This window comes from Bacillus sp. KNSH39, from assembly GCF_052656585.1.
Window position 1 is genome coordinate 201,165 of record NZ_JBQXYO010000001.1, and the last position, 23,603, is coordinate 224,767.

General features: G+C 36.1%; 23 protein-coding genes and 2 other annotated features. Of the genes, 18 read left to right on the forward strand and 5 right to left on the reverse strand.

Annotation, left to right across the window (positions count from 1 at the left end; all coding sequences use genetic code 11):
- Positions 1–12 precede the first annotated feature (12 nt).
- The gene (locus ACUL40_RS01025; RefSeq protein WP_000555760.1) at positions 13–996 is read right to left on the reverse strand and encodes a ketoacyl-ACP synthase III; all 984 of its coding nucleotides are present in this window, start codon (positions 994–996) and stop codon (positions 13–15) included.
- 691 nt (positions 997–1,687) lie between these two features.
- Here ACUL40_RS01025 and hflX point away from each other — a divergent pair.
- From hflX to ACUL40_RS01060, 7 genes are all read left to right on the forward strand, one after another.
- Entirely contained in the window at positions 1,688–2,947 is a 1,260-nt protein-coding gene (hflX, locus tag ACUL40_RS01030) for a GTPase HflX (protein ID WP_000393287.1), read from the forward strand.
- Between the two features lie 213 nt (positions 2,948–3,160).
- Positions 3,161–4,372 carry an MFS transporter gene (locus ACUL40_RS01035; protein ID WP_001149398.1) on the forward strand — a complete coding sequence of 404 codons (1,212 nt, stop codon included), beginning with the start codon at positions 3,161–3,163 and terminating at the stop codon, positions 4,370–4,372.
- Between the two features lie 10 nt (positions 4,373–4,382).
- Positions 4,383–5,300, forward strand: a complete 918-nt coding sequence (gene cysK, locus ACUL40_RS01040; protein WP_000762273.1) for a cysteine synthase A — start codon at positions 4,383–4,385, stop codon at positions 5,298–5,300.
- 78 nt (positions 5,301–5,378) lie between these two features.
- Complete coding sequence (locus tag ACUL40_RS01045) at positions 5,379–5,891, forward strand: GNAT family N-acetyltransferase (RefSeq protein ID WP_000771271.1); 513 nt, start codon at positions 5,379–5,381, stop codon at positions 5,889–5,891.
- A 92-nt stretch (positions 5,892–5,983) separates the two neighbouring features.
- Positions 5,984–6,811, forward strand: coding sequence for a DUF4037 domain-containing protein (locus ACUL40_RS01050; protein WP_000523166.1), 828 nt, complete (start codon positions 5,984–5,986; stop codon positions 6,809–6,811).
- A gap of 23 nt (positions 6,812–6,834) precedes the next feature.
- Positions 6,835–7,410 carry a hypothetical protein gene (locus tag ACUL40_RS01055; protein ID WP_000505543.1) on the forward strand — a complete coding sequence of 192 codons (576 nt, stop codon included), beginning with the start codon at positions 6,835–6,837 and terminating at the stop codon, positions 7,408–7,410.
- Positions 7,411–7,653: 243 nt separating this feature from the next.
- Positions 7,654–7,876 (forward strand) — a binding site (T-box leader).
- Between the two features lie 299 nt (positions 7,877–8,175).
- The gene (locus ACUL40_RS01060) at positions 8,176–9,513 is read left to right on the forward strand and encodes a sodium-dependent transporter (protein WP_001088187.1); all 1,338 of its coding nucleotides are present in this window, start codon (positions 8,176–8,178) and stop codon (positions 9,511–9,513) included.
- Between the two features lie 39 nt (positions 9,514–9,552).
- Here ACUL40_RS01060 and ACUL40_RS01065 read toward each other — a convergent pair whose 3' ends face one another.
- Positions 9,553–10,257: a polysaccharide deacetylase family protein gene (locus ACUL40_RS01065; protein WP_000726853.1), complete on the reverse strand. Its 705-nt coding sequence runs from the start codon at positions 10,255–10,257 to the stop codon at positions 9,553–9,555.
- Between the two features lie 326 nt (positions 10,258–10,583).
- Between ACUL40_RS01065 and ACUL40_RS01070 the strand changes: the two genes are divergently transcribed.
- The 5 genes from ACUL40_RS01070 to ACUL40_RS01090 all read left to right on the forward strand — a co-directional run bounded on the left by ACUL40_RS01070 (position 10,584) and on the right by ACUL40_RS01090 (position 13,902).
- Positions 10,584–10,847 carry a CD3324 family protein gene (locus ACUL40_RS01070; protein WP_000878325.1) on the forward strand — a complete coding sequence of 88 codons (264 nt, stop codon included), beginning with the start codon at positions 10,584–10,586 and terminating at the stop codon, positions 10,845–10,847.
- Between the two features lie 160 nt (positions 10,848–11,007).
- Positions 11,008–11,694, forward strand: coding sequence for a DUF421 domain-containing protein (locus ACUL40_RS01075; protein ID WP_001015543.1), 687 nt, complete (start codon positions 11,008–11,010; stop codon positions 11,692–11,694).
- Between the two features lie 110 nt (positions 11,695–11,804).
- Positions 11,805–12,446, forward strand: a complete 642-nt coding sequence (locus ACUL40_RS01080) for a FusB/FusC family EF-G-binding protein (protein WP_000387072.1) — start codon at positions 11,805–11,807, stop codon at positions 12,444–12,446.
- A 142-nt stretch (positions 12,447–12,588) separates the two neighbouring features.
- Positions 12,589–13,476, forward strand: coding sequence for an RCC1 domain-containing protein (locus tag ACUL40_RS01085; protein WP_000385090.1), 888 nt, complete (start codon positions 12,589–12,591; stop codon positions 13,474–13,476).
- A 225-nt stretch (positions 13,477–13,701) separates the two neighbouring features.
- Complete coding sequence (locus ACUL40_RS01090; protein ID WP_000919314.1) at positions 13,702–13,902, forward strand: hypothetical protein; 201 nt, start codon at positions 13,702–13,704, stop codon at positions 13,900–13,902.
- Between the two features lie 163 nt (positions 13,903–14,065).
- Here ACUL40_RS01090 and msrA read toward each other — a convergent pair whose 3' ends face one another.
- Positions 14,066–14,602, reverse strand: coding sequence for a peptide-methionine (S)-S-oxide reductase MsrA (gene msrA, locus ACUL40_RS01095; protein WP_029441975.1), 537 nt, complete (start codon positions 14,600–14,602; stop codon positions 14,066–14,068).
- A 90-nt stretch (positions 14,603–14,692) separates the two neighbouring features.
- Positions 14,693–15,451, reverse strand: coding sequence for an SDR family oxidoreductase (locus ACUL40_RS01100; RefSeq protein WP_000911822.1), 759 nt, complete (start codon positions 15,449–15,451; stop codon positions 14,693–14,695).
- Between the two features lie 546 nt (positions 15,452–15,997).
- Positions 15,998–16,237: a binding site (T-box leader), on the forward strand.
- Between the two features lie 151 nt (positions 16,238–16,388).
- Between ACUL40_RS01100 and ilvE the strand changes: the two genes are divergently transcribed.
- The 6 genes from ilvE to ilvA are packed head-to-tail and all read left to right on the forward strand — an operon-like array spanning position 16,389 to position 23,289.
- Positions 16,389–17,288: a branched-chain-amino-acid transaminase gene (gene ilvE / locus ACUL40_RS01105; protein WP_000528161.1), complete on the forward strand. Its 900-nt coding sequence runs from the start codon at positions 16,389–16,391 to the stop codon at positions 17,286–17,288.
- Between the two features lie 22 nt (positions 17,289–17,310).
- Entirely contained in the window at positions 17,311–19,026 is a 1,716-nt protein-coding gene (gene ilvB / locus ACUL40_RS01110; RefSeq protein WP_002164572.1) for an acetolactate synthase large subunit, read from the forward strand.
- Positions 19,023–19,253 carry an ACT domain-containing protein gene (locus ACUL40_RS01115; protein ID WP_000019909.1) on the forward strand — a complete coding sequence of 77 codons (231 nt, stop codon included), beginning with the start codon at positions 19,023–19,025 and terminating at the stop codon, positions 19,251–19,253. Before ilvB ends, ACUL40_RS01115 begins: the two co-directional genes overlap by 4 nt.
- Positions 19,254–19,267: 14 nt before the next feature.
- A complete protein-coding gene (gene ilvC / locus ACUL40_RS01120; RefSeq protein ID WP_000861143.1) occupies positions 19,268–20,275 on the forward strand; it encodes a ketol-acid reductoisomerase in 1,008 nt (335 codons plus the stop codon).
- A gap of 46 nt (positions 20,276–20,321) precedes the next feature.
- Positions 20,322–21,995: a dihydroxy-acid dehydratase gene (ilvD, locus tag ACUL40_RS01125; RefSeq protein WP_001255814.1), complete on the forward strand. Its 1,674-nt coding sequence runs from the start codon at positions 20,322–20,324 to the stop codon at positions 21,993–21,995.
- Between the two features lie 31 nt (positions 21,996–22,026).
- A complete protein-coding gene (gene ilvA / locus ACUL40_RS01130; protein ID WP_000250327.1) occupies positions 22,027–23,289 on the forward strand; it encodes a threonine ammonia-lyase IlvA in 1,263 nt (420 codons plus the stop codon).
- An 80-nt stretch (positions 23,290–23,369) separates the two neighbouring features.
- Here the strand turns inward: ilvA and ACUL40_RS01135 are convergent, their stop codons facing one another.
- Positions 23,370–23,597, reverse strand: coding sequence for a hypothetical protein (locus ACUL40_RS01135; protein WP_000910604.1), 228 nt, complete (start codon positions 23,595–23,597; stop codon positions 23,370–23,372).
- Positions 23,598–23,603 lie beyond the last annotated feature (6 nt).

Consider the following 23,603-nt stretch of genomic DNA (forward strand, 5'->3'; position numbering starts at 1 on the left):
CTTTTTATACACTTAAATTAAATTCCACTCTACAATAAGCCCTAAATGCGTAAGTCCGCCACCAAATCCGTATAGTAAAAGTGTGTCTCCGTTATTTAATTTCCCTTCTTTTATAGCTAAATTTAAAGCGAGTGGAATGGTGACTGAAGAGGTATTCCCCATATATTCCACGCTCGTTAATGTTTTTTGTATTGGAATTTGAGACTTTTCGCAAATAGATTCGATCATTCGTAAGTTAGCGCTGTGGGGTATGAACCAGTCTATATCATCTACTTGCATATTTACGGTATGTAATAAATTTTTTATGCCTTTTGGTACTGTGCGTGTTGCCCATTTATATACTTCTCTTCCATTTTGAACGATTTTTTCATTTGTTTGCAGTGGTGTGCCATTCATAGTAGTAGATAAGTTTGTTCTATATAGATGAATGCCGCCATCACCGTTTGTTCCCATGTGAGCAGCGATAAAGCTTGGGGTGTTTTCATCTCTTTCTAATAAAATAGCTCCAGCACCATCACCGAATAAAATACAGGTCGTTCTATCGGTATAATCAGTAACTTTAGATAATGTCTCTGTCGCTACGACAAGTACTTTTTCATGTGATCCAGAAGTGATTAAGCTATTACCGACGTGTAGTCCATATGTAAAACCAGCACAAGTTGCATTTAAATCAAAAGCTAGTGTATGAGGTATGTTGAAGTATTGTTGTATTTGGCAAGCAACACTAGGGAAAACGTAATCAGCAGTAGTAGTAGCGACAATGATACAGTCGACATCTTCTAAGTTTTTCTTATATGTTGTACATAAATTTTCAATTGCTTTAATGGCTAAGTTTGAGGAGTATTCTTCGCCGCTAGCGATTCTTCTTTCCTTCATTCCTGTTCTTTGTACAATCCATTCATCATTCGTATGGACCATCTTTTCTAAATCGTTATTAGACAATATTTGATCTGGAACATAAGTACCAATTGCAGTAATACGAGATTTAGAATGCATAGGAACATCTCCTAACTTTTATTTTTATAACCTGATACTAATATCAAGTTATAAAAATGTCAATAAAGATTTTTGTTGTATTAAAATGATAATACTTAACTTACTATGAAGGAATTTGGCGAGTGCTGTAAAAATAATATACGAGAAGTTTCTAAATTTGATAATTGCTTTTGTTATTTTTATTGTGAGAAAAACTCGCAAAAAATGACGATTAAAGTAAAAATATAAAGATTTTCTTTCGTGTGATATAGGTTGTTAAACCTTGTGAAAGCGAATTACTTATGCTACACTTTATGTAACTTAAAATGAACGGAGGGGCTTCCTTTGATCTTAATCAGATTACGTCTCAATACTTTGTGCCAATAATTGAATAGCGCTCAAAGGCTCTGTCTGTGTACAGAGTGAACGGGATTGGTCTGCCTATTTTAAAGGAACCCTTTATTAAGCTTATATGTGAAAAAGAGGGAGGGACGAATACGCCCTCTTTTTGTTTTGCCTTTATAAATAGAATGGGGTTGTATAAGTGAACACTTACTGTGGATACGTATACAATCTTGGGACTTTTTGACTATAAAATAGGATGAAAGCATAGCTTTCTTCTATTTCTTTGGTGAACCCTTATCCGTTTACGAAAACACAGGCAGCGACCTGTGTTTTTTATTTTACGTAATCGAAATGGAGGAATAAATATATGGAAGAAGTATTACAAAGAGCAGTTTTAGTTGGAGTAAATGTAGGTAATGAAGATGATTTTGCATATTCGATGGAAGAGTTAACAAATCTTGCGGAAGCTTGTGATGTAGAGGTAATTGGGCAAGTAACGCAAAATTTACAACGAGTAAATCCATCGCATTATATCGGAAAAGGAAAGATTGAAGAAGTTGCAGCGTATGTACAAGAAATAGATGCGAATATGGTCATCTTTAATGATGAATTATCTCCTTCACAAATTCGAAATTTAGAAGAGGATTTAGATTGTAAGGTAATTGATCGTACCATTTTAATTTTAGATATTTTTGCGCAACGTGCGAAAACGAAAGAAGCACAGCTACAAGTAGAAGTAGCACACCTTCAGTATATGATGCCTCGTTTAATCGGTCTTCGTGAATCGTTAGGGAGACAGAGCGGCGGCGTTGGTACGAAAAATAAAGGTGTCGGTGAAAAGAAGTTAGAGTTAGACCGTCGTAAAATTGAAGAACAAATTTCAGTTTTGAATAAAGATTTAGAAGCGCTCGTTGCCCAGCGTCAAACGCAGCGAAAGCAGCGTAAGAAAAATGAAATACCTGTTGTAGCATTAGTAGGTTATACGAATGCAGGAAAGTCAACGACGATGAATGCAATGCTTGAAATTTATAATGGTACAGAAGAAAAACAAGTATTTGAAAAAGATATGTTATTCGCGACGTTAGAAACATCTGTACGAAATATTGATTTGCCAGATAATAAATCATTTTTATTAACAGATACAGTTGGATTTGTAAGTAAATTACCACATCATCTTGTGAAGGCGTTCCGTTCAACGTTAGAAGAAGTAGCGGAAGCAGACCTACTTATTCACGTTGTAGATTACGCAAATCCAAATTATGAACAATTAATTGATATTACAAATGAAACGTTAAAGAAAATTGGAGTAGAAAATATTCCAACGATCTATGCTTATAATAAATCAGATATGGTAGATGTTGAAATTCCGAAAGTGCAAGAAAATCGCGTTTATTTATCAGCGAAGAAACATGTTGGAATTGAAGAACTTGTAGAAATGATTCGCTCACACATCTATAAAGAATATACGAAGTGTGAAATGTTAATTCCATATGATCAAGGACAGGTAGTTTCGTATTTCAATAATCATGCACACGTTTTATCTACGAGTTACGAAAACGAAGGTACCAAATTACAAATAGAATGTAAAACGAGTGATTACGAGAAGTATAAGCATTTTGCAATTTAATGTAAGAGGCAACCCAGTATGTGATTGGGTTGTCTTTTTTTTTGTACTGTTTTACCGCTGAAAGTTACAAGGATGCAAGCCAATGACGGGAGTTAAGTTATATTTCTGGAAAAAGAAATGAAAGCAGTATAGAATAGAAATGTTTCAAAAGTCAGAATTTATTACACCTACTGTAATAAATATATATTTTGTACAGAAAGGGGAGATTCACATATGCAGGCAGTTTCACACAAAAAAACTGTAGAAACACCGACAATATATCGAATTTTATTTGCGATTAGCTTTGGGCATTTTTTAAATGATTCGATGCAAGCAGTTGTGCCGGCGTTGTTTCCTATTTTGGAAAAAACGATGAATTTATCCTATATGCAAGTAGGGTGGATTGCGTTTGCATTAAATATGACGTCATCGATTATGCAACCGGTGTTTGGTATGTATTCAGATAAGAAGCCGTCACCATTTTTATTACCACTCGGCATGTTTTCAAGTATGCTTGGAATGATTGGACTCGCGTTTGCACCAAACTTTATTATTGTTATTATTTCTGTTTTATTTATTGGTTTAGGTTCCGCAGTCTTTCATCCAGAAGGCGCTCGTGTTGCGTATATGGCGGCAGGTGCAAAACGAGGGTTAGCGCAAGCAATTTATCAAGTTGGGGGAAACACGGGGAATTCTCTAGCTCCTATTTTTACAGCGCTAATTTTCGTTCCACTCGGTCAAATTGGTTCATTAGGTTTTACAGCATTTGCAGCAGTAGGAATTGCATTATTAATTTTCGTATCGAATTGGTACAAAAATGAATTAGCAACCGGTGCTGTAAGAAGGAAGAAGAGGGCTGCACTTGAGGCGGAAAATGCAATTGTAAGTACACACATTAAATTCGTTATTATACTTCTTGTTTTTCTTACTTTTGTACGCTCTTGGTACGGTGCTGGTATCGGGAATTTCTATCAATTTTACTTAATAGAGCATTACGGTTTATCTATAAAAAATGCCCAGTATTTCGTATTCGCATTTATGATTGCTGGTGTGTTAGGAACTTTCTTCGGAGGACCATTAGCAGATAGATTTGGTAAGAAAAATATCATCGTATTTTCAATGTTAGGTTCAGCGCCACTTGCACTGTTATTACCACATGTCTCACTTGTGTGGGTCGTACCGTTATTTTTATGTATCGGTTTTATTAGTTCAAGTAGTTTTAGTGTAATTGTTGTATATGCACAAGAGCTTGTGCCTGGAAAAGTGGGAATGGTGTCAGGATTAATCGTAGGTCTTGCGTTTGGACTTGGAGCATTAGGTGCTGTAGTTCTTGGAAAATTAGCAGATATATATAGCCTGCAATTTATTATGCTATTATGTAGTTGTCTACCATTAATTGGACTCACTTCATGGTTACTGCCAAGTGATAAGAAAACGATAGAATAGGGGATGCGCTATGAAATTGTGTGAAAACGTTACGGAATTAATAGGAGATACACCTGTCGTCCGATTATCTAAATTTATTCCGGAAGACGCAGCAGATGTGTATGTGAAACTAGAAATGTTTAATCCATCGCGCAGTGTGAAAGACCGTGCTGCTTATAATTTACTTCACGTTGCAGAAGAAAATGGTCTCATCAAACCAGGAGATACAATTATTGAACCGACAAGCGGGAATACAGGGATTGGTTTAGCGATGAATGCAGCAGCTAAAGGGTATAAAGCGATTTTAATTATGCCAGATAATATGTCAAAAGAGCGTATTAATTTATTGAAAGCATACGGAGCAGAAGTAGTTTTAACACCAGCAGAACAAAGAATGCCAGGAGCAATTGCGAAGGCGTTAGAACTGCAAAAACAAATACCTAATAGTTTTATCCCGCAACAATTTGAAAATCCAGCTAATCCGAATATTCACCGTTATACGACTGCACTTGAAATTTACGAACAAATGGATGGAGAGCTTGATGCTTTTGTTGCAACGGCAGGAACAGGCGGAACGATTACAGGGACTGGTGAAACGTTAAAAGAGAAATTGCCAAACTTATATATTGCAGTAGTGGAACCGAAAGGATCTCCCGTTTTATCCGGTGGTGTACCAGGTCCTCATAAACTAGTAGGAACAAGCCCAGGATTTATTCCGAAAAACTTAAATACAGAAGTGTATAACGAAATTATTCAAATTGCAGATGAAGAGGCTTTAACGACAATGAGAAACTTAGCTAGACAAGAAGGATTATTAGTTGGGCCATCTTCTGGAGCATCTGTTTACGCTGCAATCATGATAGCGAAACGCCTAGGCGTTGGTAAAAAAGTTTTATGTATTGCGCCTGATACAGGTGAACGTTATTTAAGCATGGGGTTATTTGAATAAAAAGGATAGAAACACCTTAATAGTGAGTAGCTGCTATTAAGGTGTTTGTTTTATGGAATGAAGAGGGGGAGAAGAACAATGAAACTATTAAAACCAATCCATGAATATAGTGAGCATATTACGGCGTATAGACAAGCGTTTTTACACTCAGGGGAACAACCACATGGAAGTAGTTCTTTACAAAACTTTGATTCTCTTGATGAATGGTTTGAAAAAGTGAGTAAACAAGAACTAGGAGAAAATTTACTAGCTAATCGAGTGCCGTCTAGTCAGTTTTTAAGTTTTGAAAAAGGGGAACTTATAGGTTTTGTGAATATTAGACATAGATTAAATCCAGAATTATTACGGGAAAGCGGTCATATTGGATATAGTGTCCATCCGAATAAACGTCGCCACGGTTACGCTACGAAACAACTACAACTTGCATTAGCTGAAGCGCAAAAATTAGGATTGCAGAAAGTATTAATAACTTGCGATAAATCCAATATCGGTTCTGCTAAAACGATTCAAAAGGTTGGAGGTGTGTTAGAAAATGAAGTAGTTTCTTCTCGTACTGGTGAAGTTATTCAGCGCTATTGGATACAAATATGATTAAGTAGGAATTTGAAAAGGTAATGCAAGCTGTAATATCGAAATAGATAAATGAAATATAGGGGATTACTGCAATTTTAGGGGGAAATGAAATGGGATTAAAAGAGAAAGCGATAGAGATGTCAGAGATTTATAGGGAAAATCCGAAAGTAGAAGCTATTATTTTAGCGGGTTCAGTAGCTAGAAAGCTTGAAGATGAACATTCAGATATAGAATTACATATTTTATGGTCAACACCGCCAGAAGATGAGGATCGTAGGGCCCCTATTCATCATATTGATGGGACAATATTATCGTATCATCCGTATGAGGAAGAAGAATGGTCGGAAACGTATTTAACGAAAGAGGGAATTAAATTAGAGATTAGTAACTTTTTAACAGAGACAGTAGAGAAAGTGATTTCGGATGTGGTGGATCAATATGATATAAGTTATGAAAAACAATGTATTGTATCATCCATTCATGATGGTGTTAGTTTGTATGGAGAAGGGAAAGTGAATGAATTAAAAGAAAAAGTAGCGGCATATTCAGATGAACTAGCAAAACGGATGATTTCAGAAAATCTATGGTTAAGTAATCGTTGGCACAATCGAAAGGCGCTTTTAAAACGGAAAGATTGGCTTATGCTTTATGACGTTATTTGCGAAGTACAAAGGAACATATTCGGTGTTTTATTTGGTTTGAATAAAATGTACGTACATCATCCAGCGTTTAAATGGATGCCTAATAATGTGGAACGAATGACTATTAAACCTGAAAAATTATATGAACGTATGGCGGACACATTAATAGGGAATCCAGAAAAAAGTGTGCAGGAGTTAGAGTTGCTAATAGAAGAAGTGTTGCAACAAGTTCATACATACGCGCCAGGAGTAAATGTGGATGAGCAAGAAAAATCTATTTTTTATTTTGTGAAATAGAAAATAGTAATAAGGGGGAAGTTATGGGGTTTTTTAATAGGTTTTTTAAAAAAGTTGAAAAAGTAAATGAGCAAGAAGCTACTCTTCATGAATTAAGTGAAGAATTGTATGTTGAATCACCGGTAGAGGAAGCGACTAGTTACTGGGTATCAATGGCACAAAATATAATTGTTAATGCTGTAAAAGCGGCTGACAATGATGTGGAACGTGCCTTCGTGTTATTGAATTTGAAGAAAGGTGAGGCTTCATTTGATATTTTTTATCAAATAAATGGGCAATTGTATTTCTGGGATCAGCTAGAAAATGAGACGATAAGAAATAGAATTCAGAACGAGTTGTTACCGCAAGCTCCAGAAGTTTCAAATGCAGTAAATGAGCAATTTCGTGGAGCTGATCACCCTATAATTTCGTTCGCACAATTGCAGTTTGAATGGGAAACGAAAGCCTGGTTCTCACATATAATTTGGGAAGATAGCCTTGCTGCTCAATTGCCCAAAAATCAAATTCTAAATGAATGGTTTCGTGTAATTAAAGAAGAAACGAAAAATAGACCACTGGATAGTGATGCGAAATTTTCTTGGTATCCATCAAACTCTTAAAAAATGAATACAGAGAGACAGGTTATGTTTCTAGATGATTTGTATTATTGAATAAGTATCAATAATACGTAATTCTTTTTCTATTGCCTGTTAGAATTCGTTATGTACTAAGCTACTTGTTTTCTAAACTAAAACTTATATTTCGAATTTTTAAATAGATTGTAATACATAAAAATTCGAAATATAAGTTGACACTATTTTTAATGTGTGATAAAAATGATAGTAATCAATTCGGAAAATAATATTTGGGCAATGAAAGGGTATAGTAGTGAATATCTCCCTATTTCAGAGAGCTGATGGTTGGTGTGAATCAGTATATAGATTATTCATGAAGTTCGTCCTGGAGCATCTTTCATAAATCTCATATTTTGAGGAAATGAAAGACGGTAGTTTATACCGTTATCAAATAAAGTGGTGAAGATTTTTTCACAACTAGGGTGGTACCGCGATATTTATCGTCCCTACGTATTTACGTAGGGACGTTTTTTATTTAGGTCCTAACTTTGGTGTGGCTTCATAACTAGGGTGGTACCGCGATATTTTATCGTCCCTACGTTTTTGCGTAGGGGCGTTTTTATTTAGGTGGTTTCTTAGTGTTCTTCACAACTAGGGTGGTACCGCGATAATTTTGTCGTCCCTACGTATTTACGTAGGGGCGTTTTTTTATTATTAGGGAGGAAGTGAACGTATTAGAAAAGAGTATTGATAGAACAATATAAATACCGAATTGTAACAAAGAAAAAGAGATAGAGAGGAGATTAACAAATGAATTCACAGCAATGGACATCGAAATTAGGTTTCGTATTAGCTGCAGCAGGTTCGGCAATTGGTCTTGGGGCGATTTGGAAATTCCCATATATGGCCGGCATTGGAGGAGGCGGAGCGTTCTTCCTAATTTTCATCGGTTTCACATTATTAATTGGTTTACCGCTATTATTAGCTGAATTTGTTATTGGAAGAAGTACACAAAAAGAGGCTGTCGATGCATATAGAGAGATTGCTCCTAAAACGTTATGGCCTTGGTTAGGTAAATTAGGAATTGTAACATGTTTCATATTACTTTCTTTCTACAGTGTTGTAGGAGGCTGGATTTTATTATATTTATGGAATGCAATTACAGGTAGACTATGGGAAGGAAATGGAGCATACGAAGCTACGTTTGGTGAAATCATTTCCAATCCATATTTAGCAGTTGGATCACAGCTATTATTCATCCTTATTACTATTTTCATCGTAAGTAAAGGTGTACAAAATGGTGTTGAAAAAGTAAATAAATATTTCATGCCAGCACTATTCGTTTTATTCTTTGTATTAATCGTTCGTGCACTTACGTTAGATGGTGCTGGAGAAGGCGTTCGTTTCTTCTTACAACCTGATTTCTCACATGTAACATCAGAAGTTATTTTATACGCAATGGGGCAATCGTTCTTCTCATTATCTGTTGGGGTAGCCGTTATGGTAACGTATAGCTCATACTTACCGAAAGAAGAAAGCTTACCACGTTCAGCATTTTCTATCGTAGCCTTAACTCTTGTTATTACATTACTTGCAGGACTTGCAATTTTCCCAGTTGTGTTCGCATTTGGGATGGAACCATCTCAAGGACCAGGACTATTATTTATCGTATTGCCAGCTATTTTCAGTAAAATGGCATTCGGAAAATTATTCTTCATCGTTTTCTTATTACTATTCTTCTTCGCTACGATTACATCAGCAATTTCGATGTTAGAAATTAGTGTTGCATCGTTAACATCAAAAGGTAAAGGGAAACGTGAAAAAATGGCCTTAATCGTAGGGTTATTAATCTTCGTTGTTGGGGTACCATCAGCATTATCATTCGGTATATTAAGTGATCTGAAGATTTTCGGGAAGACAGTCTTTGATTTAGCGGACTATGCAGTAAGTAACGTATTAATGCCACTTGGTGTATTATTAGTTTCTATCTTTGTTCCTTTAAAAATGAAGAAAGATGTATTAATGAAAGAGCTAGGTGTAAGTAAAAATAAAGGTTATAAACTATTCGTATTATGGTTATTCTTACTTCGTTATATCGCACCAATTGCGATTATTATCGTATTCTTAAATGTACTTGGCATTATATAAAAAGAAAGGTAGCGTATCATACAAAGATACGCTACCTTTTTATTTTGCTCTTTTTTGCAATTCATTTACTGTTACGAACTGATAGCCCTTCTTAGATAAAGAATCTAAAATACCTTCAATCGTTTGTAAATTTTCATTTGACTCATCATACATAGAGTGCAGTAAAATGATAGAACCTGGTTTTACATTTTTATTAACGTATTTAATTTTATCAGCCGCAGATTTATAAAAAGTATCGGGCTCAAGATCCCATGTGATTGTTTCGATATTGTTTTTATTTAAATAATATGGCAGCCCTATTAACTTCTTACCGTTAGGGGGCCTAAAATCAATTTCGTCTGTAAATCCTGTTTGGCGGATTAATGAATTCGTTTTTTCTATTTCATCTTTAATAAAAGAAGGTGTTTTGAAAACCATTCTATTATGAGAATATGTATGGTTTCCGAGTTGGTGCCCAGATTGCGCGATAGCTTCTCCTAACGATAAATTTTGCTCTAATTCATTTCCAATTAAAAAGAAAGTAGCTTTAGCGTTGTATTTATCTAGTAGCGGTAATATTTGTTTTACATTGTTAGTAGGGCCATCATCAAAAGTTAAAGCAATCACTTTTTCATTTGTTTCTACGCGTTGTGTTAAATCTCCAAATAATTGAAAGCTTCTTGCGTTCATAAATTTGTATGTTCCGAATAATGCCGTGATAATAAAGAATAGTGTAACGATTGTAATGATAATTTTTTTCTTCATAATGTAACCTCACAATGATTTTTAATTCAGTTAAAAAGTATTATATCAAACTAAGTAATTTCGTGCTTTAAGAAGGGTGTGGATGCAAGGAGAAGGAATTTATCATATAATAAAATGCAAAAGGTATATTAGGAGGTGTTTATATGGCGATTATAATTCAATTGCCAGACACTGCAACGTCTCATGCAAAGCCAAGTATGGAAATGGCGATACTTTGCGTGAGGTAGACAAGTAATATACAATCGCCTATATGAGCTCGTATCATTTTTTATATTTGGCTTTGCACCTTATTGAAATGAACCATAAAAAATAAGGGGCGAGCAGAAATGAAATACGTAAAAGCTAATGCTGTTTTACCAGAGAGTTTAATTACTGAAATTCAAAAGTATATACAAGGTGAAACAATTTACATTCCGAAACAAGAAACGAAACATTATAAATGGGGTACACGATCTGGCGGAAGAAAACAACTAGATGAAAGAAATAAAGCAATTAAAGAAGCGTTTAAAAGTGGGATTGCTATTCATCAACTTGCAGAAGAATATTTTCTTTCTGGGGAAACGATTAAAAAGATTGTGTATTCTAAATAAGAGGAAAAGAGTCTGATTCATATATTACTTTGAATCAGACTCTTTTTGTTTTATGTGTATTGGATATATGAGGTGTGAACGGGCATGATAATAGAAAAAATGTGCCGTTTTTTTATTAAATGGTATACAGAGCACTTGAAAAGTAGAAAGGTGAACATATATGAATCATATTGGACAAATAACGATAGAGCTTTTAGTTGGTTTTTTTGTTCTATTAATTGCTACAAAAATATTAGGGAAAACACAAATATCTCAGCTAACGCCATTTGATTTTATTTCTGCAATCGTCCTAGGTGAGCTCGTTGGAAATTCAATATATGATCCTAAAATTAAAGTATGGTCTATTTTATATTCAGTATTTGTTTGGGTAATTTTAATTTATACTATAGAAGTGATAACACAAAAAGTAAGAGGAACAAGAAGGTTTTTTGAAGGGTATCCTTCAATTATTATTCGTAACGGAAAGATTGATCGTGAACAATTAAGCGTAAATCATTTGGATATAAACCAATTACAACAAATGCTTAGGCAACAAAAAGATATATTTTCAATCCGAGAAGTTGAATATATGATATTGGAACCGAACGGAAACATAAGCGTTCTGAAAAAAAGTAAATACGAATCTCCTACTATAAATGATTTAAGTTTAAAACATAAGCCTGTATACTTACCAATTTCATTAATTAGTGATGGAAAAGTAGTTAAGGATAATTTGAGGGAAGCGGGATTTGATGAAGGATGGCTTTATAAACAAATAAAGCAAAAAGGAATTACTAAATTTGAAGACGTATTATATGCGGAATGGAAAACAGATGATGGCTTCTTTTGTCAGGAAATGCAGCGGTAGAGAATAAGTGATATATGTAATGTTTGTTTCTAAGTTATCTTTTACATATCAAAAAATGTAATCATTGTATACAATAAAACTAGATCAACAATTTGTATGGAGTGATAAAGATGGAAGCGTTTATTAGAAGTGATCAATATAATTTTATAAAATCACAAGCTTATATTTTAGCAAACGGGCATGCAACGGCAAATGATAGAGGTGTAATTCAAGCGTTAAAATCGCTTGCGATTGAAAAGATAATACATGTATTTGAGAATTTAACGGATGAACAGAAAGAGTTAATTGATACGGTATTAACAGTTCAAAATAGAGAAGATGCAGAATCATTTTTAATGAAAATAAATCCGTATGTAATTCCGTTTCAAGAAGTTACAGCACAAACATTAAAAAAATTATTTCCTAAAGCGAAAAAGTTAAAACTTCCTGATATGGAAGAAATGGATATGAAAGAAATATCTTATTTAAGCTGGATTGATAAGGGGTCAAGCAGGAAATTTATTATAGCGAAAAATGATAAAAATAAATTTGTTGGTCTGCAAGGAACGTTCCAAAGTTTAAATAAAAAAAGCATTTGTTCGTTATGTCATGGACATGAAGAAGTAGGAATGTTTTTAGTTGAAATCAAAGGCGATGTACCAGGAACTTTCGTTAAAAAGGGAAACTACATTTGCAAAGATGGTGTAGCTTGCAATCAGAATATGAAGTCACTTGATAAATTACATGATTTTATTGAGCGATTGAAGAAATAACGAGAAAACCTCTAGTATTTAAACTGGAGGTTTTTATTTTTTGAAGAAGTAAAATAAGCTTTCTTTGTAAATGTAGATTTATAATGAAATTTGATAAAAATATCTATTATGATACAGTTGCTTATATGCAAGGAGGTAAAACATGGATTACCTTTTATCGAAAGAAAAAGTGAAGCGATGGCCCAAAGATATGATAGCGGCGGGGCGTTGTCATACAGTTGGCCTGAAATCGGATGGCACGGTAGTAGCGGTGGGCCGGAATAAAGAAGGGGAATGTAATGTAAGTGGCTGGCGAGATATTGAAGCAGTCGCAGTGGGCAATGTTCATATGGCAACGAACACGGGTAATGCTCATACAATCGGTCTTACATGTGACAGTACTGCGGTAGCACTGGGTTGGAATAAGCATGAACAATGTGATGTAAACGATTGGCATAATATTGTAGCGGTTGCGGCAGGGTGGCGTCGTACTATTGGCCTGAAATCGGATGGCACGGTAGTAGCGGTGGGCCGAAATAAAGAAGGAGAATGCAATGTAAGCAGTTGGCAAGGTATTGTGGCAGTCACAGCGGGTGACTGGCATACAGTCGGTCTTAAATTGGACGGCACATTGACGACTGTGGGGAATAATCGATATGGTCAATGCAATGTAAGTAGCTGGCGAGGTATTGTAGCGGTCAAGGCTGGGTATCTTCATACTGTTGGTCTTAAACGAGACGGTACGGTGACAGCAGTGGGGAATGATAAACATAACCAGTGTGATGTAAGTGGCTGGCGAGATATTGTAGCAATAGCGGCTGGTACGAATCATACAATCGGACTTAAATCAAACGGTACCGTGGTCGCAGTGGGTTGGAATGAGTATGGTCAATGTAACGTAAGTGATTGGAGAGATATTGTAGCGATAGCGGCTGGTTGTGCACATACAGTCGGACTAAAATCAGACGGTACGGTGATCGCGGTAGGTAATAATGAATTTGGCCAATGCGATGTAGGTAGCTGGCGCGACATTCGGTTACCTGGCAAATAGTCAATTTACAATAAATCATTAGTAATATTATTCTATTTTAGGAGTAATTATGGAATAGGATATGTAGAAAATAATTAAACTTAAATCTGCTGAATAAGAATCTCTTTTGAAAAGGGATTCTTATTATTTTTCATAAAATGAGGGTGTAAATGGAATTTTTGAACAAATTTTATTTCAAAATTACAGTAGAAGATACAAATTAAAAAGTATAGAGGAGATAAAGGAATGCTTAAAAGGTTTTTACTTTCTTTACCGGATGTTTTACTTATATGTATCGTTCTCTACATAATGTACACAAATTCTTTTAGTTTTGGACAGATGCTAGTAATTTCCATTGCAATCGGAATTATTGGTGGTCTTGCTATTAGAATTTGTAAGGATGTATTCACGTATATAAGATGGACAATTAAACAAAGAAAAAATTGAATATGTTTAATAGTTATTAGGAGGGAATGAAATGACTAAGAAAAAGAATAGAGTGAAAAACGAGATAGTACTTTGGTCACTAACAGCAATTGTTCTGTTAATTGTATGGTACTTTTATCAAAAATAAAAACGCAACGTACTAAAAAAGCACGATGCGTTTTTATTATTTTTTTTGCCAATTTTCTTTTATAAAGTCTTCACGCCCAGATTTTTTTTGCTCAGTAGCATATTTCTCTGGATTCTTTTTATAGAAATGTTGGTGGTATTCCTCTGCTTCGTAAAAAGGTGCAGCAGGACGAATTTCAGTCACGATTGGATCTTTAAACATACCGCTTTCTGCAAGAGCTTGTTTTGATTTTTCAGCAAGCCCTTTTTGTGTTTCGTTATGATAAAAAATAGCGGTACGATAAGATGGACCACGGTCAAAAAATTGTCCGCCATCATCAGTTGGATCGATTTGTGGCCAATATAAGTCTAGTAATTTCTGATAAGGAAAAATAGAAGGATCGAATGTAATTTGAACAACTTCTAAATGTCCAGATGTTCCAGCTTTTACTTGTTCATATGTTGGGTTTTCTACATGACCTCCTGCATAGCCAGAAAGTACTTTATGAATACCAGGAAGTTCATCAAATGGTTTTACCATGCACCAAAAGCAACCGCCTGCGAAGGTTGCGAGTTCGTATGTTTTTTCGGACATTGCTGTAATCCTCCTAAATGTATATGTTTTATATAGTATTATATAAATTGTTTTATTGCGCAATAAAAAAGATTTGAAAATATATGTTTTTTACAAACAAGATCCTCCGCTCACATCAATTAATTGTCCAGTAACCCAGCGGCTGTCTGGAGAAGCAAGGAATGCAGCAGTATCGGCAATGTCTTCTACTTCACCTAAGCGATTGAAAGCGGAAATAGTAGTAGCGTACTGCTTCATCATCGGGTCGCTCAAGAGTTCTGCATTCATATCTGTTTTAATAAATCCTGGAAGTATTGCATTCACCGTTATTCCTCGTGCTCCAAGCTGTTTTGCTAGCGTAAAAGTCATTGTATTAATAGCGCCTTTCGTCATACTATATGCAACAAAATCAGGTAAAGAAATGCGGGTGGCAGCGGATGAAATATTAATAATTCGGCTATTGTCACGTAAACGTGGTAGTGCTAGTTGAATGATAAAGAATGGAGCTTTTGCATTTACTGAAACCATTCTATCAAAAAACTGTTCAGTCGTTTCTTCAATAAAAGCACCAGGACCAATGCCAGCATTGTTTATTAAAATATCAAATTGTGTTTCACCAGTGCGCTTTTGTAATTCAGTATCTAAAGCGTTATAAAGGTTTTCTACACCGTGTAAGGATTCTAGATTTGCGCCGATAGAAAAAGCTTGGCCACCATCTGATCGAATTTCATGAACAGTTTCTTCAGCGTCATCTTTTCGACTACCGTAATGAACAGCAACCAATGCACCGTCATTTGCTAAACGTTTAGCGATCGCTCGTCCAATTCCTCGGCTTGCTCCTGTAACTAACGCTACTTTCCCTTTTAACATAGTTTCCTCATCTCCTCATAAACTTTATAAGTTTTTCTTTATGTAGTAATGCAAACATACTTAAGTAATATATGAGTGTATGTAAGTAATGCATTCCAATTTTGATTTGAGAAAAAATAAATAGAATGAATTTTGATTTTTTTGAAAAAAACATATTGACAACGAAAAGAACAACGTCCTATAATACGTGTAACAAATAAAAGTTAATTAAGAATTTTCTAACTTTATATGTTGTATATGCAAAGAAGAGGAAAGTAGATGATTATGATCGTTTCAGAGAGCTACTCCAAGGCTGTGAGGGTAGTAACAATCGAATCATTGAAGATCACCTCGGAGCATCGCTTGCGAAAGGGAAACTGAGTAGAGGGCGGCGGCATCGTCTCCGGTAAAAGGACGGAGGTCTGATTGGACCTACAAAGCTTATATTTCGTGAGAAGTATAAGGAAGCTGAGTGGTAACGCGAAACTCTCGCCTCAGCAATCAAAGCTACTAAATTGTAGTAGTTGATTGCTGAGGCGAGAGTTTTTATTTTTAAAAATAGAAGAAGAGAATGCGTAGAAGAGGAGAGTAAATGATAAAGATTGTTTCAGAGAGCTGCCCCGAGGCTGTGAGGGTGGTAACAATTCACTCATTGAAAATCACCTTGGAGCACTACTTTTGAAAACTAGTAAAAAGTAGCGGGGTTGTTCCCGATAGAAAAACAAAAGTCTAATTGGACTTGCAGAGCTTATATTTCGTGAGAAGTATAAGGAAGCTGAGTGGTACCACGATTCCCTCGTCTCAGCAATGGATTGCTACAAGTATGTAAGTAATCGATTGTTGAGACGAGTATATTTTTAAGGCTTATATACTGAATATTCTGTTAAAAATACTCATCTCAGCAATCGATGTAGAAATAGATTGCAAAAAATAGAGAAAAAAAGAGGAGCGATGTGAGATGGGAAACCAGTACATTTACATGAATGGGGAATTTGTAGAAAAAGAAAAGGCAGTTGTTTCAGTATATGATCACGGTTTTTTATACGGAGACGGTGTATTTGAAGGGATTCGTAGTTACGGAGGAAATGTATTTTGTTTAAAAGAACATGTGAAACGATTGTATGAATCAGCGAAATCTATTTTACTAACAATTCCAATGACGGTAGAAGAAATGGAAGAAGCAGTTTTACATACACTCCAAAAAAACGAATATACTGATGCTTACATTCGCTTAATTGTCTCAAGAGGAAAAGGTGACTTAGGGCTCGATCCGAGAAGTTGTGTGAAGCCGAGCGTAATTATCATTGCAGAACAATTAAAGTTATTCCCACAAGAATTTTATGATAATGGGCTAAGCGTTGTATCTGTTGCATCAAGACGTAATACGCCAGATGCGTTAGATCCACGTATTAAGTCAATGAATTATTTAAATAACGTACTTGTAAAAATTGAAGCAGCACAAGCAGGAGTGTTAGAGGCTCTTATGTTAAATCAACAAGGATATGTTTGTGAAGGTTCTGGTGATAATGTTTTCGTTGTGAAAGATGGAAAAGTATTAACCCCGCCATCCTATTTAGGAGCATTAGAAGGTATTACGAGAAATAGTGTTATCGAGCTATGTGAGCGACTGAGTATTCCGTGTGAGGAAAGACCGTTCACTCGCCATGATGTATATGTAGCGGATGAAGTATTTTTAACAGGAACAGCAGCGGAGTTAATTCCAGTTGTAAAAGTTGATTCCAGAGAAATTGGAGATGGGAAACCAGGAAGTGTAACGAAACAATTGACCGAGGAATTTAAAAAATTAACGAGAGAAAGAGGAGTACGTGTTCCCGGGCTGACGGAAAGCTTAGCATAAATAAGGAGAGGAGTTAATGGAAATGAAGCAGCAGTATACAGCGTATGAGAAGTTACAGTATGAAGAAATGACAGGCGCTGGGCACGTGATTCAATGTTTGAAGAAATTGGGTGTAACGACCGTTTTCGGCTATCCAGGCGGAGCGATTTTACCAGTATACGATGCGTTATACGAAAGTGGTTTGAAACATGTTTTAACTCGTCATGAGCAAGCTGCCATTCATGCGGCTGAAGGATATGCGAGGGCTTCTGGAAAGGTCGGGGTAGTCTTTGCTACCTCTGGCCCAGGGGCGACAAATTTAGTTACGGGCTTAGCAGACGCTTATATGGATTCGATTCCTTTAGTTGTCATTACCGGGCAAGTTGCAACGCCTTTAATTGGTAAAGATGGATTTCAAGAAGCGGATGTTGTCGGAATTACAGTACCTGTTACGAAGCATAATTACCAGGTTCGTGATGTGAATCATGTATCACGAATTGTGCAAGAAGCTTTTTACATCGCCAAAAGCGGGCGCCCGGGACCAGTATTAATTGATATTCCAAAAGATGTTCAAAATGCAAAAGTCACCAGTTTCTTTAATGAAGAAGTTGATATTCCGGGGTATAAACCAGAATTTGTACCAGACAGCATGAAACTTAGAGAGGTGGCTAAAGCAATTTCAAAATCTAAGCGTCCACTTCTTTATATTGGAGGAGGTGTCATTCATTCAGGTGGATCCGATGAACTCTTCGAATTCGCAAGGGAGAACCGTATTCCAGTCGTTTCAACTTTAATGGGACTTGGTGCATATCCACCGGATGATTCATTGTTTCTAGGGATGCTTGGTATGCATGGGACATACGCTGCTAATATGGCGGTAACAGAATGTGATTTACTACTTGCATTAGGTGTTCGCTTCGATGATCGTGTAACAGGAAAATTAGAACTTTTTTCTCCAAACTCGAAAAAAGTACATATTGATATTGATTCTTCTGAGTTTCATAAAAATGTAACTGTAGAACATCCGATTGTTGGTGATGTAAAAAAAGCGTTACACATGCTGTTACATATGTCTATTTATACACAAACAGACGAATGGCTTCAGAAAGTAAAGACATGGAAAGAAGAATATCCACTTTCTTATAAGCAAAAAGAATCTGAGTTAAAACCACAGCATGTGATCAACTTAGTAAGTGAATTAACGAATGGTGAAGCGATTGTCACAACAGAAGTAGGTCAGCATCAAATGTGGGCTGCTCACTTCTATAAAGCAAGAAAACCTCGGACGTTCCTTACCTCTGGAGGATTAGGAACGATGGGGTTTGGTTTTCCAGCAGCAATTGGTGCTCAGCTAGCTAAAAAAGAAGAACTTGTCATTTGTATTGCAGGTGACGCTTCTTTTCAAATGAACATTCAAGAACTACAAACAATTGCTGAAAATAACATCCCTGTAAAAGTATTTATCATAAATAACAAATTTTTAGGGATGGTAAGGCAATGGCAAGAAATGTTTTATGAAAATCGTTTATCAGAATCAAAAATTGGATCACCAGATTTTGTGAAAGTAGCAGAAGCTTATGGAGTAAAGGGATTAAGAGCAACAAATTCAACCGAGGCAAAACAAGTGATGTTAGAAGCATTTGCTTATGAAGGTCCTGTCGTAGTTGATTTTTGTGTAGAAGAAGGTGAAAACGTATTTCCGATGGTTCCGCCAAACAAAGGGAATAACGAAATGATTATGAAGAGGTGGGAAGAATGAGTCATACTTTTTCACTCGTTATTCATAACGAGCCAAGCGTCTTATTACGTATAAGTGGGATTTTTGCTCGGCGTGGTTATTATATTTCTTCTTTACATTTAAAAGAAAGAGATACTAGTGGTGTTTCTGAAATGAAACTCACAGCAGTTTGTACTGAAAATGAAGCGACATTACTTGTTAGTCAGTTGAAAAAATTAATTGATGTTCTGCAAGTAAATAAATTATAAGGAGTGTATGGAATATGAAAACATATTATGAAAAAGATGCAAATGTAGAGTTATTACAAGGAAAAACTGTTGCAGTAGTTGGTTATGGATCACAAGGTCATGCGCAAGCACAAAATTTACGTGATTCTGGTGTAGAGGTTGTAGTTGGTGTTCGTCCTGGTAAGTCGTATGAAGTAGCGAAAGCGGATGGATTTGAAGTAATGTCTGTTTCAGAAGCGGTTCGAACCGCACAAGTTGTACAAATGTTATTGCCAGATGAACAGCAAGCTCATGTGTATAAAGCAGAGGTAGAAGAGAATCTTCGTGAAGGACAAATGTTACTTTTCTCACATGGATTTAACATTCACTTCGGACAAATTAATCCGCCAAGTTACGTAGATGTAGCGATGGTCGCGCCAAAAAGTCCAGGTCATCTCGTTCGCCGTGTATTTCAAGAAGGAAATGGTGTTCCAGCATTAGTCGCAGTGCATCAAGATGCGACGGGAACAGCGCTACATGTAGCACTGGCGTATGCAAAAGGTGTAGGGTGTACACGTGCGGGGGTAATTGAAACGACATTCCAAGAAGAAACCGAAACGGATTTATTCGGTGAGCAAGCTGTACTTTGCGGCGGGGTAACTGCACTTGTGAAGGCCGGGTTCGAAACGTTAACGGAAGGTGGATATCGTCCTGAAATTGCATACTTTGAATGTTTGCATGAATTAAAGCTAATTGTTGACTTAATGTACGAAGGTGGATTAACGACTATGCGCCATTCTATTTCAGATACGGCAGAGTTTGGAGATTATGTAACAGGATCGAGAATTGTTACAGATGAAACGAAGAAGGAAATGAAGCGTGTTCTGACAGAAATTCAGCAAGGTGAATTTGCGAAGAAATGGATTTTAGAAAATCAAGCAGGGCGTCCGACGTATAACGCAATGAAAAAAGCAGAACAAAATCATCAATTAGAAAAAGTGGGAGCAGAGCTTCGTGAAATGATGAGCTGGATTCATGCACCGAAAGAATTAGTAAAGAAATAGAGTAAGAGAGTATAAATGAAAAATATGTAAGAGGGGATTTGACAAGATGAGAAGTGACATGATTAAAAAAGGTTTTGATAAAGCACCGCACCGTAGTTTATTAAAAGCAACTGGTTTGAAAGATGAAGATTTTGATAAACCTTTCATAGCGATTTGTAATTCTTTTATTGAAATTATTCCAGGGCATAAACACTTGAACGAGTTTGGGAAACTTGTAAAAGAGGCAGTTCGCGCGGCAGGTATGGTACCATTCGAATTCAATACAATTGGAGTTGACGATGGTATTGCGATGGGACATATCGGTATGCGTTATTCTCTTCCGAGTCGTGAAATTATTGCAGATTCAGTAGAAACGGTTGTAAATGCACACTGGTTTGACGGCATGATTTGTATCCCAAACTGTGACAAAATTACACCAGGTATGATGATGGCTGCACTACGTATTAATATTCCGACTGTGTTTGTTTCAGGCGGCCCGATGGCGGCTGGAAAAACGTCAAAAGGAGAAGTTGTTGATTTAAGCTCTGTTTTTGAAGGGGTAGGAGCTTATCAATCTGGGAAAATTTCAGAAGAAGAATTAAAAGATATTGAAGATCATGGCTGTCCATCTTGTGGCTCTTGTTCGGGTATGTTTACCGCGAACTCTATGAATTGTTTATGTGAAGTATTAGGTTTAGCTCTTCCTGGTAACGGGAGTATTTTAGCAATTGATCCAAGACGTGAAGAGTTAATTAAACAAGCAGCAGAGAAATTGAAAATTTTAATTGAAAGAGATATTAAGCCGCGTGATATTGTAACAGAAGAAGCAATTGACGATGCTTTTGCACTTGATATGGCGATGGGTGGATCAACGAATACAGTATTACATACGCTAGCACTCGCACAAGAGGCAGGACTAGATTATGATATGAACCGTATTGATGCAGTTTCAAGACGTGTACCTCATTTATGTAAAGTAAGTCCAGCCTCAAATTGGCATATGGAAGATATTGATCGTGCGGGCGGGATTAGTGCAATTTTGAAAGAGATGAGCCGGAAAGAAGGAGTACTTCATCTTGATCGAATAACTGCTACTGGGCAAACATTAAGAGAAAATATCGCTGAGGCAGAGATTAAAGATAAGGAGGTTATTCACTCTCTCGAAAACCCTCATAGTGAAGAGGGGGGCTTACGTATATTAAAAGGAAATCTTGCTAAAGATGGAGCGGTTATTAAAAGCGGTGCAACAGAGGTAAAGCGTTTTGAAGGGCCTTGCGTTATTTTTAATTCACAAGATGAGGCACTTGCGGGCATTATGCTTGGGAAAGTGAAAAAAGGAGATGTAGTTGTCATTCGTTATGAAGGACCAAGAGGTGGCCCTGGTATGCCAGAAATGTTAGCCCCAACATCAGCAATTGCTGGAATGGGATTAGGTGCTGAGGTTGCATTATTAACAGATGGACGTTTTTCTGGAGCTTCACGTGGAATTTCAGTAGGACATATTTCACCAGAAGCAGCAGCGGGCGGGATGATTGCACTTCTTGAACAAGGGGATATTGTATGTATTGATGTTGAAGAACGCTTGCTAGAAGTAAGGGTGAGTGATGAGGAATTAGAAAAGCGTAAAAAAGAATGGAAACGACCAGAACCAAAAGTGAAAACTGGCTGGCTTGGACGTTATGCACAAATGGTAACATCGGCGAATACAGGGGCTGTTCTGAAAATCCCACATTTTGATTGAGCCAATTTAAAAGAGATAAGGATGATATATAATGGTGCAAAAGGTAAAGGAGAGAGTGAAAATTGAAGATATCTTAATGGCCCATAATTGCATGAAAGATATCGTTATTAAAACACCGTTACAACGTGATACAGTTTTATCTGAGAAATATGATTGTGACGTTTATGTAAAACGAGAAGACTTACAATTAATTCGCTCTTTCAAAATTCGTGGTGCATACAATTTGATTCAAAGTTTACCGAAAGAAAAGTTACAAAACGGTGTTGTTTGTGCAAGTGCTGGTAATCATGCGCAAGGAGTTGCTTACACGTGTAATTTATTGAAGATTCCGTCAAAAATATTTATGCCCACAACAACACCGAAACAAAAAGTATCACAAGTACAATTTTTCGGTGGTGATTTCGCAGAGATTGTATTAGTTGGTGATACATTCGATAGCTCTTTCCAAGAAGCACAGTGTTATTGTGAAGAAAATAGAATGACATTTGTTCATCCGTTTGATGATCCGTATGTAGTTGCTGGTCAAGGGACAGTGGCAGTTGAAATTATGCATGATATGGAGAAACCGGTTGATTATATCTTTACAGCAATTGGCGGTGGTGGATTAGCATCAGGAGTTGGTACATATGTAAAAGGTGTTAGTCCTACTACAAAGGTTATTGGTGTAGAGCCAATGGGAGCTGCATCTATGAAAGAGGCTTTTCTTCAAAATGAAAATGTAGCATTGGAGAAAATAGATAGCTTTGTTGATGGGGCAGCTGTTAAAAAAGTAGGAAAGTTAACATTTGAAACTTGTAAAGATGTAATTGACGATATTATTTTAGTACCAGAGGGGAAAGTTTGTACGACGATTTTAGAACTGTATAAGAAAAATGCGATTGTAGCTGAACCGGCTGGTGCACTCTCTATTGCAGCGCTTGATTTATATAGAGATGAAATAAAAGGTAAAACAGTTGTATGTACGCTAAGTGGTGGAAATAATGATATTGATAGAATGCAAGAAATGAAAGAGCGTTCGCTCATTTATGAAGGACTGAAACATTACTTTATCATTGAATTTCCGCAGCGTTCAGGTGCGCTAAGAGAATTTCTTGATAAAGGATTAGGACCAGAAGATGACATTACGCGCTTTGAGTATATTAAGAAACATAATAAAGAAAATGGTCCAGCATTAGTCGGCGTAGAATTAAAACATAAAGAAGATTATGAGCAATTAATTACTCGCTTTAAAGAAAATAATATTCAATTTATGGAACTTAATAAAAACCCTGTTTTGTTTGATTTGCTTATTTAATAGAAGGAAAGAGTTAGAATGTAAATAAAAAAGATAGATACAAGCGAGGGAATATAGTGCTTGTTCTATCTTTTTTATAGTTAAACTAGGTACTCATTAAATTCAAGAAGAATAAAGCTAGCTAACCAAAAGAGTATCGCAATACGAATGATTACATACATTGTAAATTCAAAAGGAGTAAGATTTCTCTCTCGCTTTATTTTTTTAAATAGTCTCACAGAATAAAAGGAACATAAAAGCAGGATTGCTATAGACATTTTATAGATGTTTTCTAAGAGGTTTATATTTTCTAATAACTCTTTCAGCATGTTTAT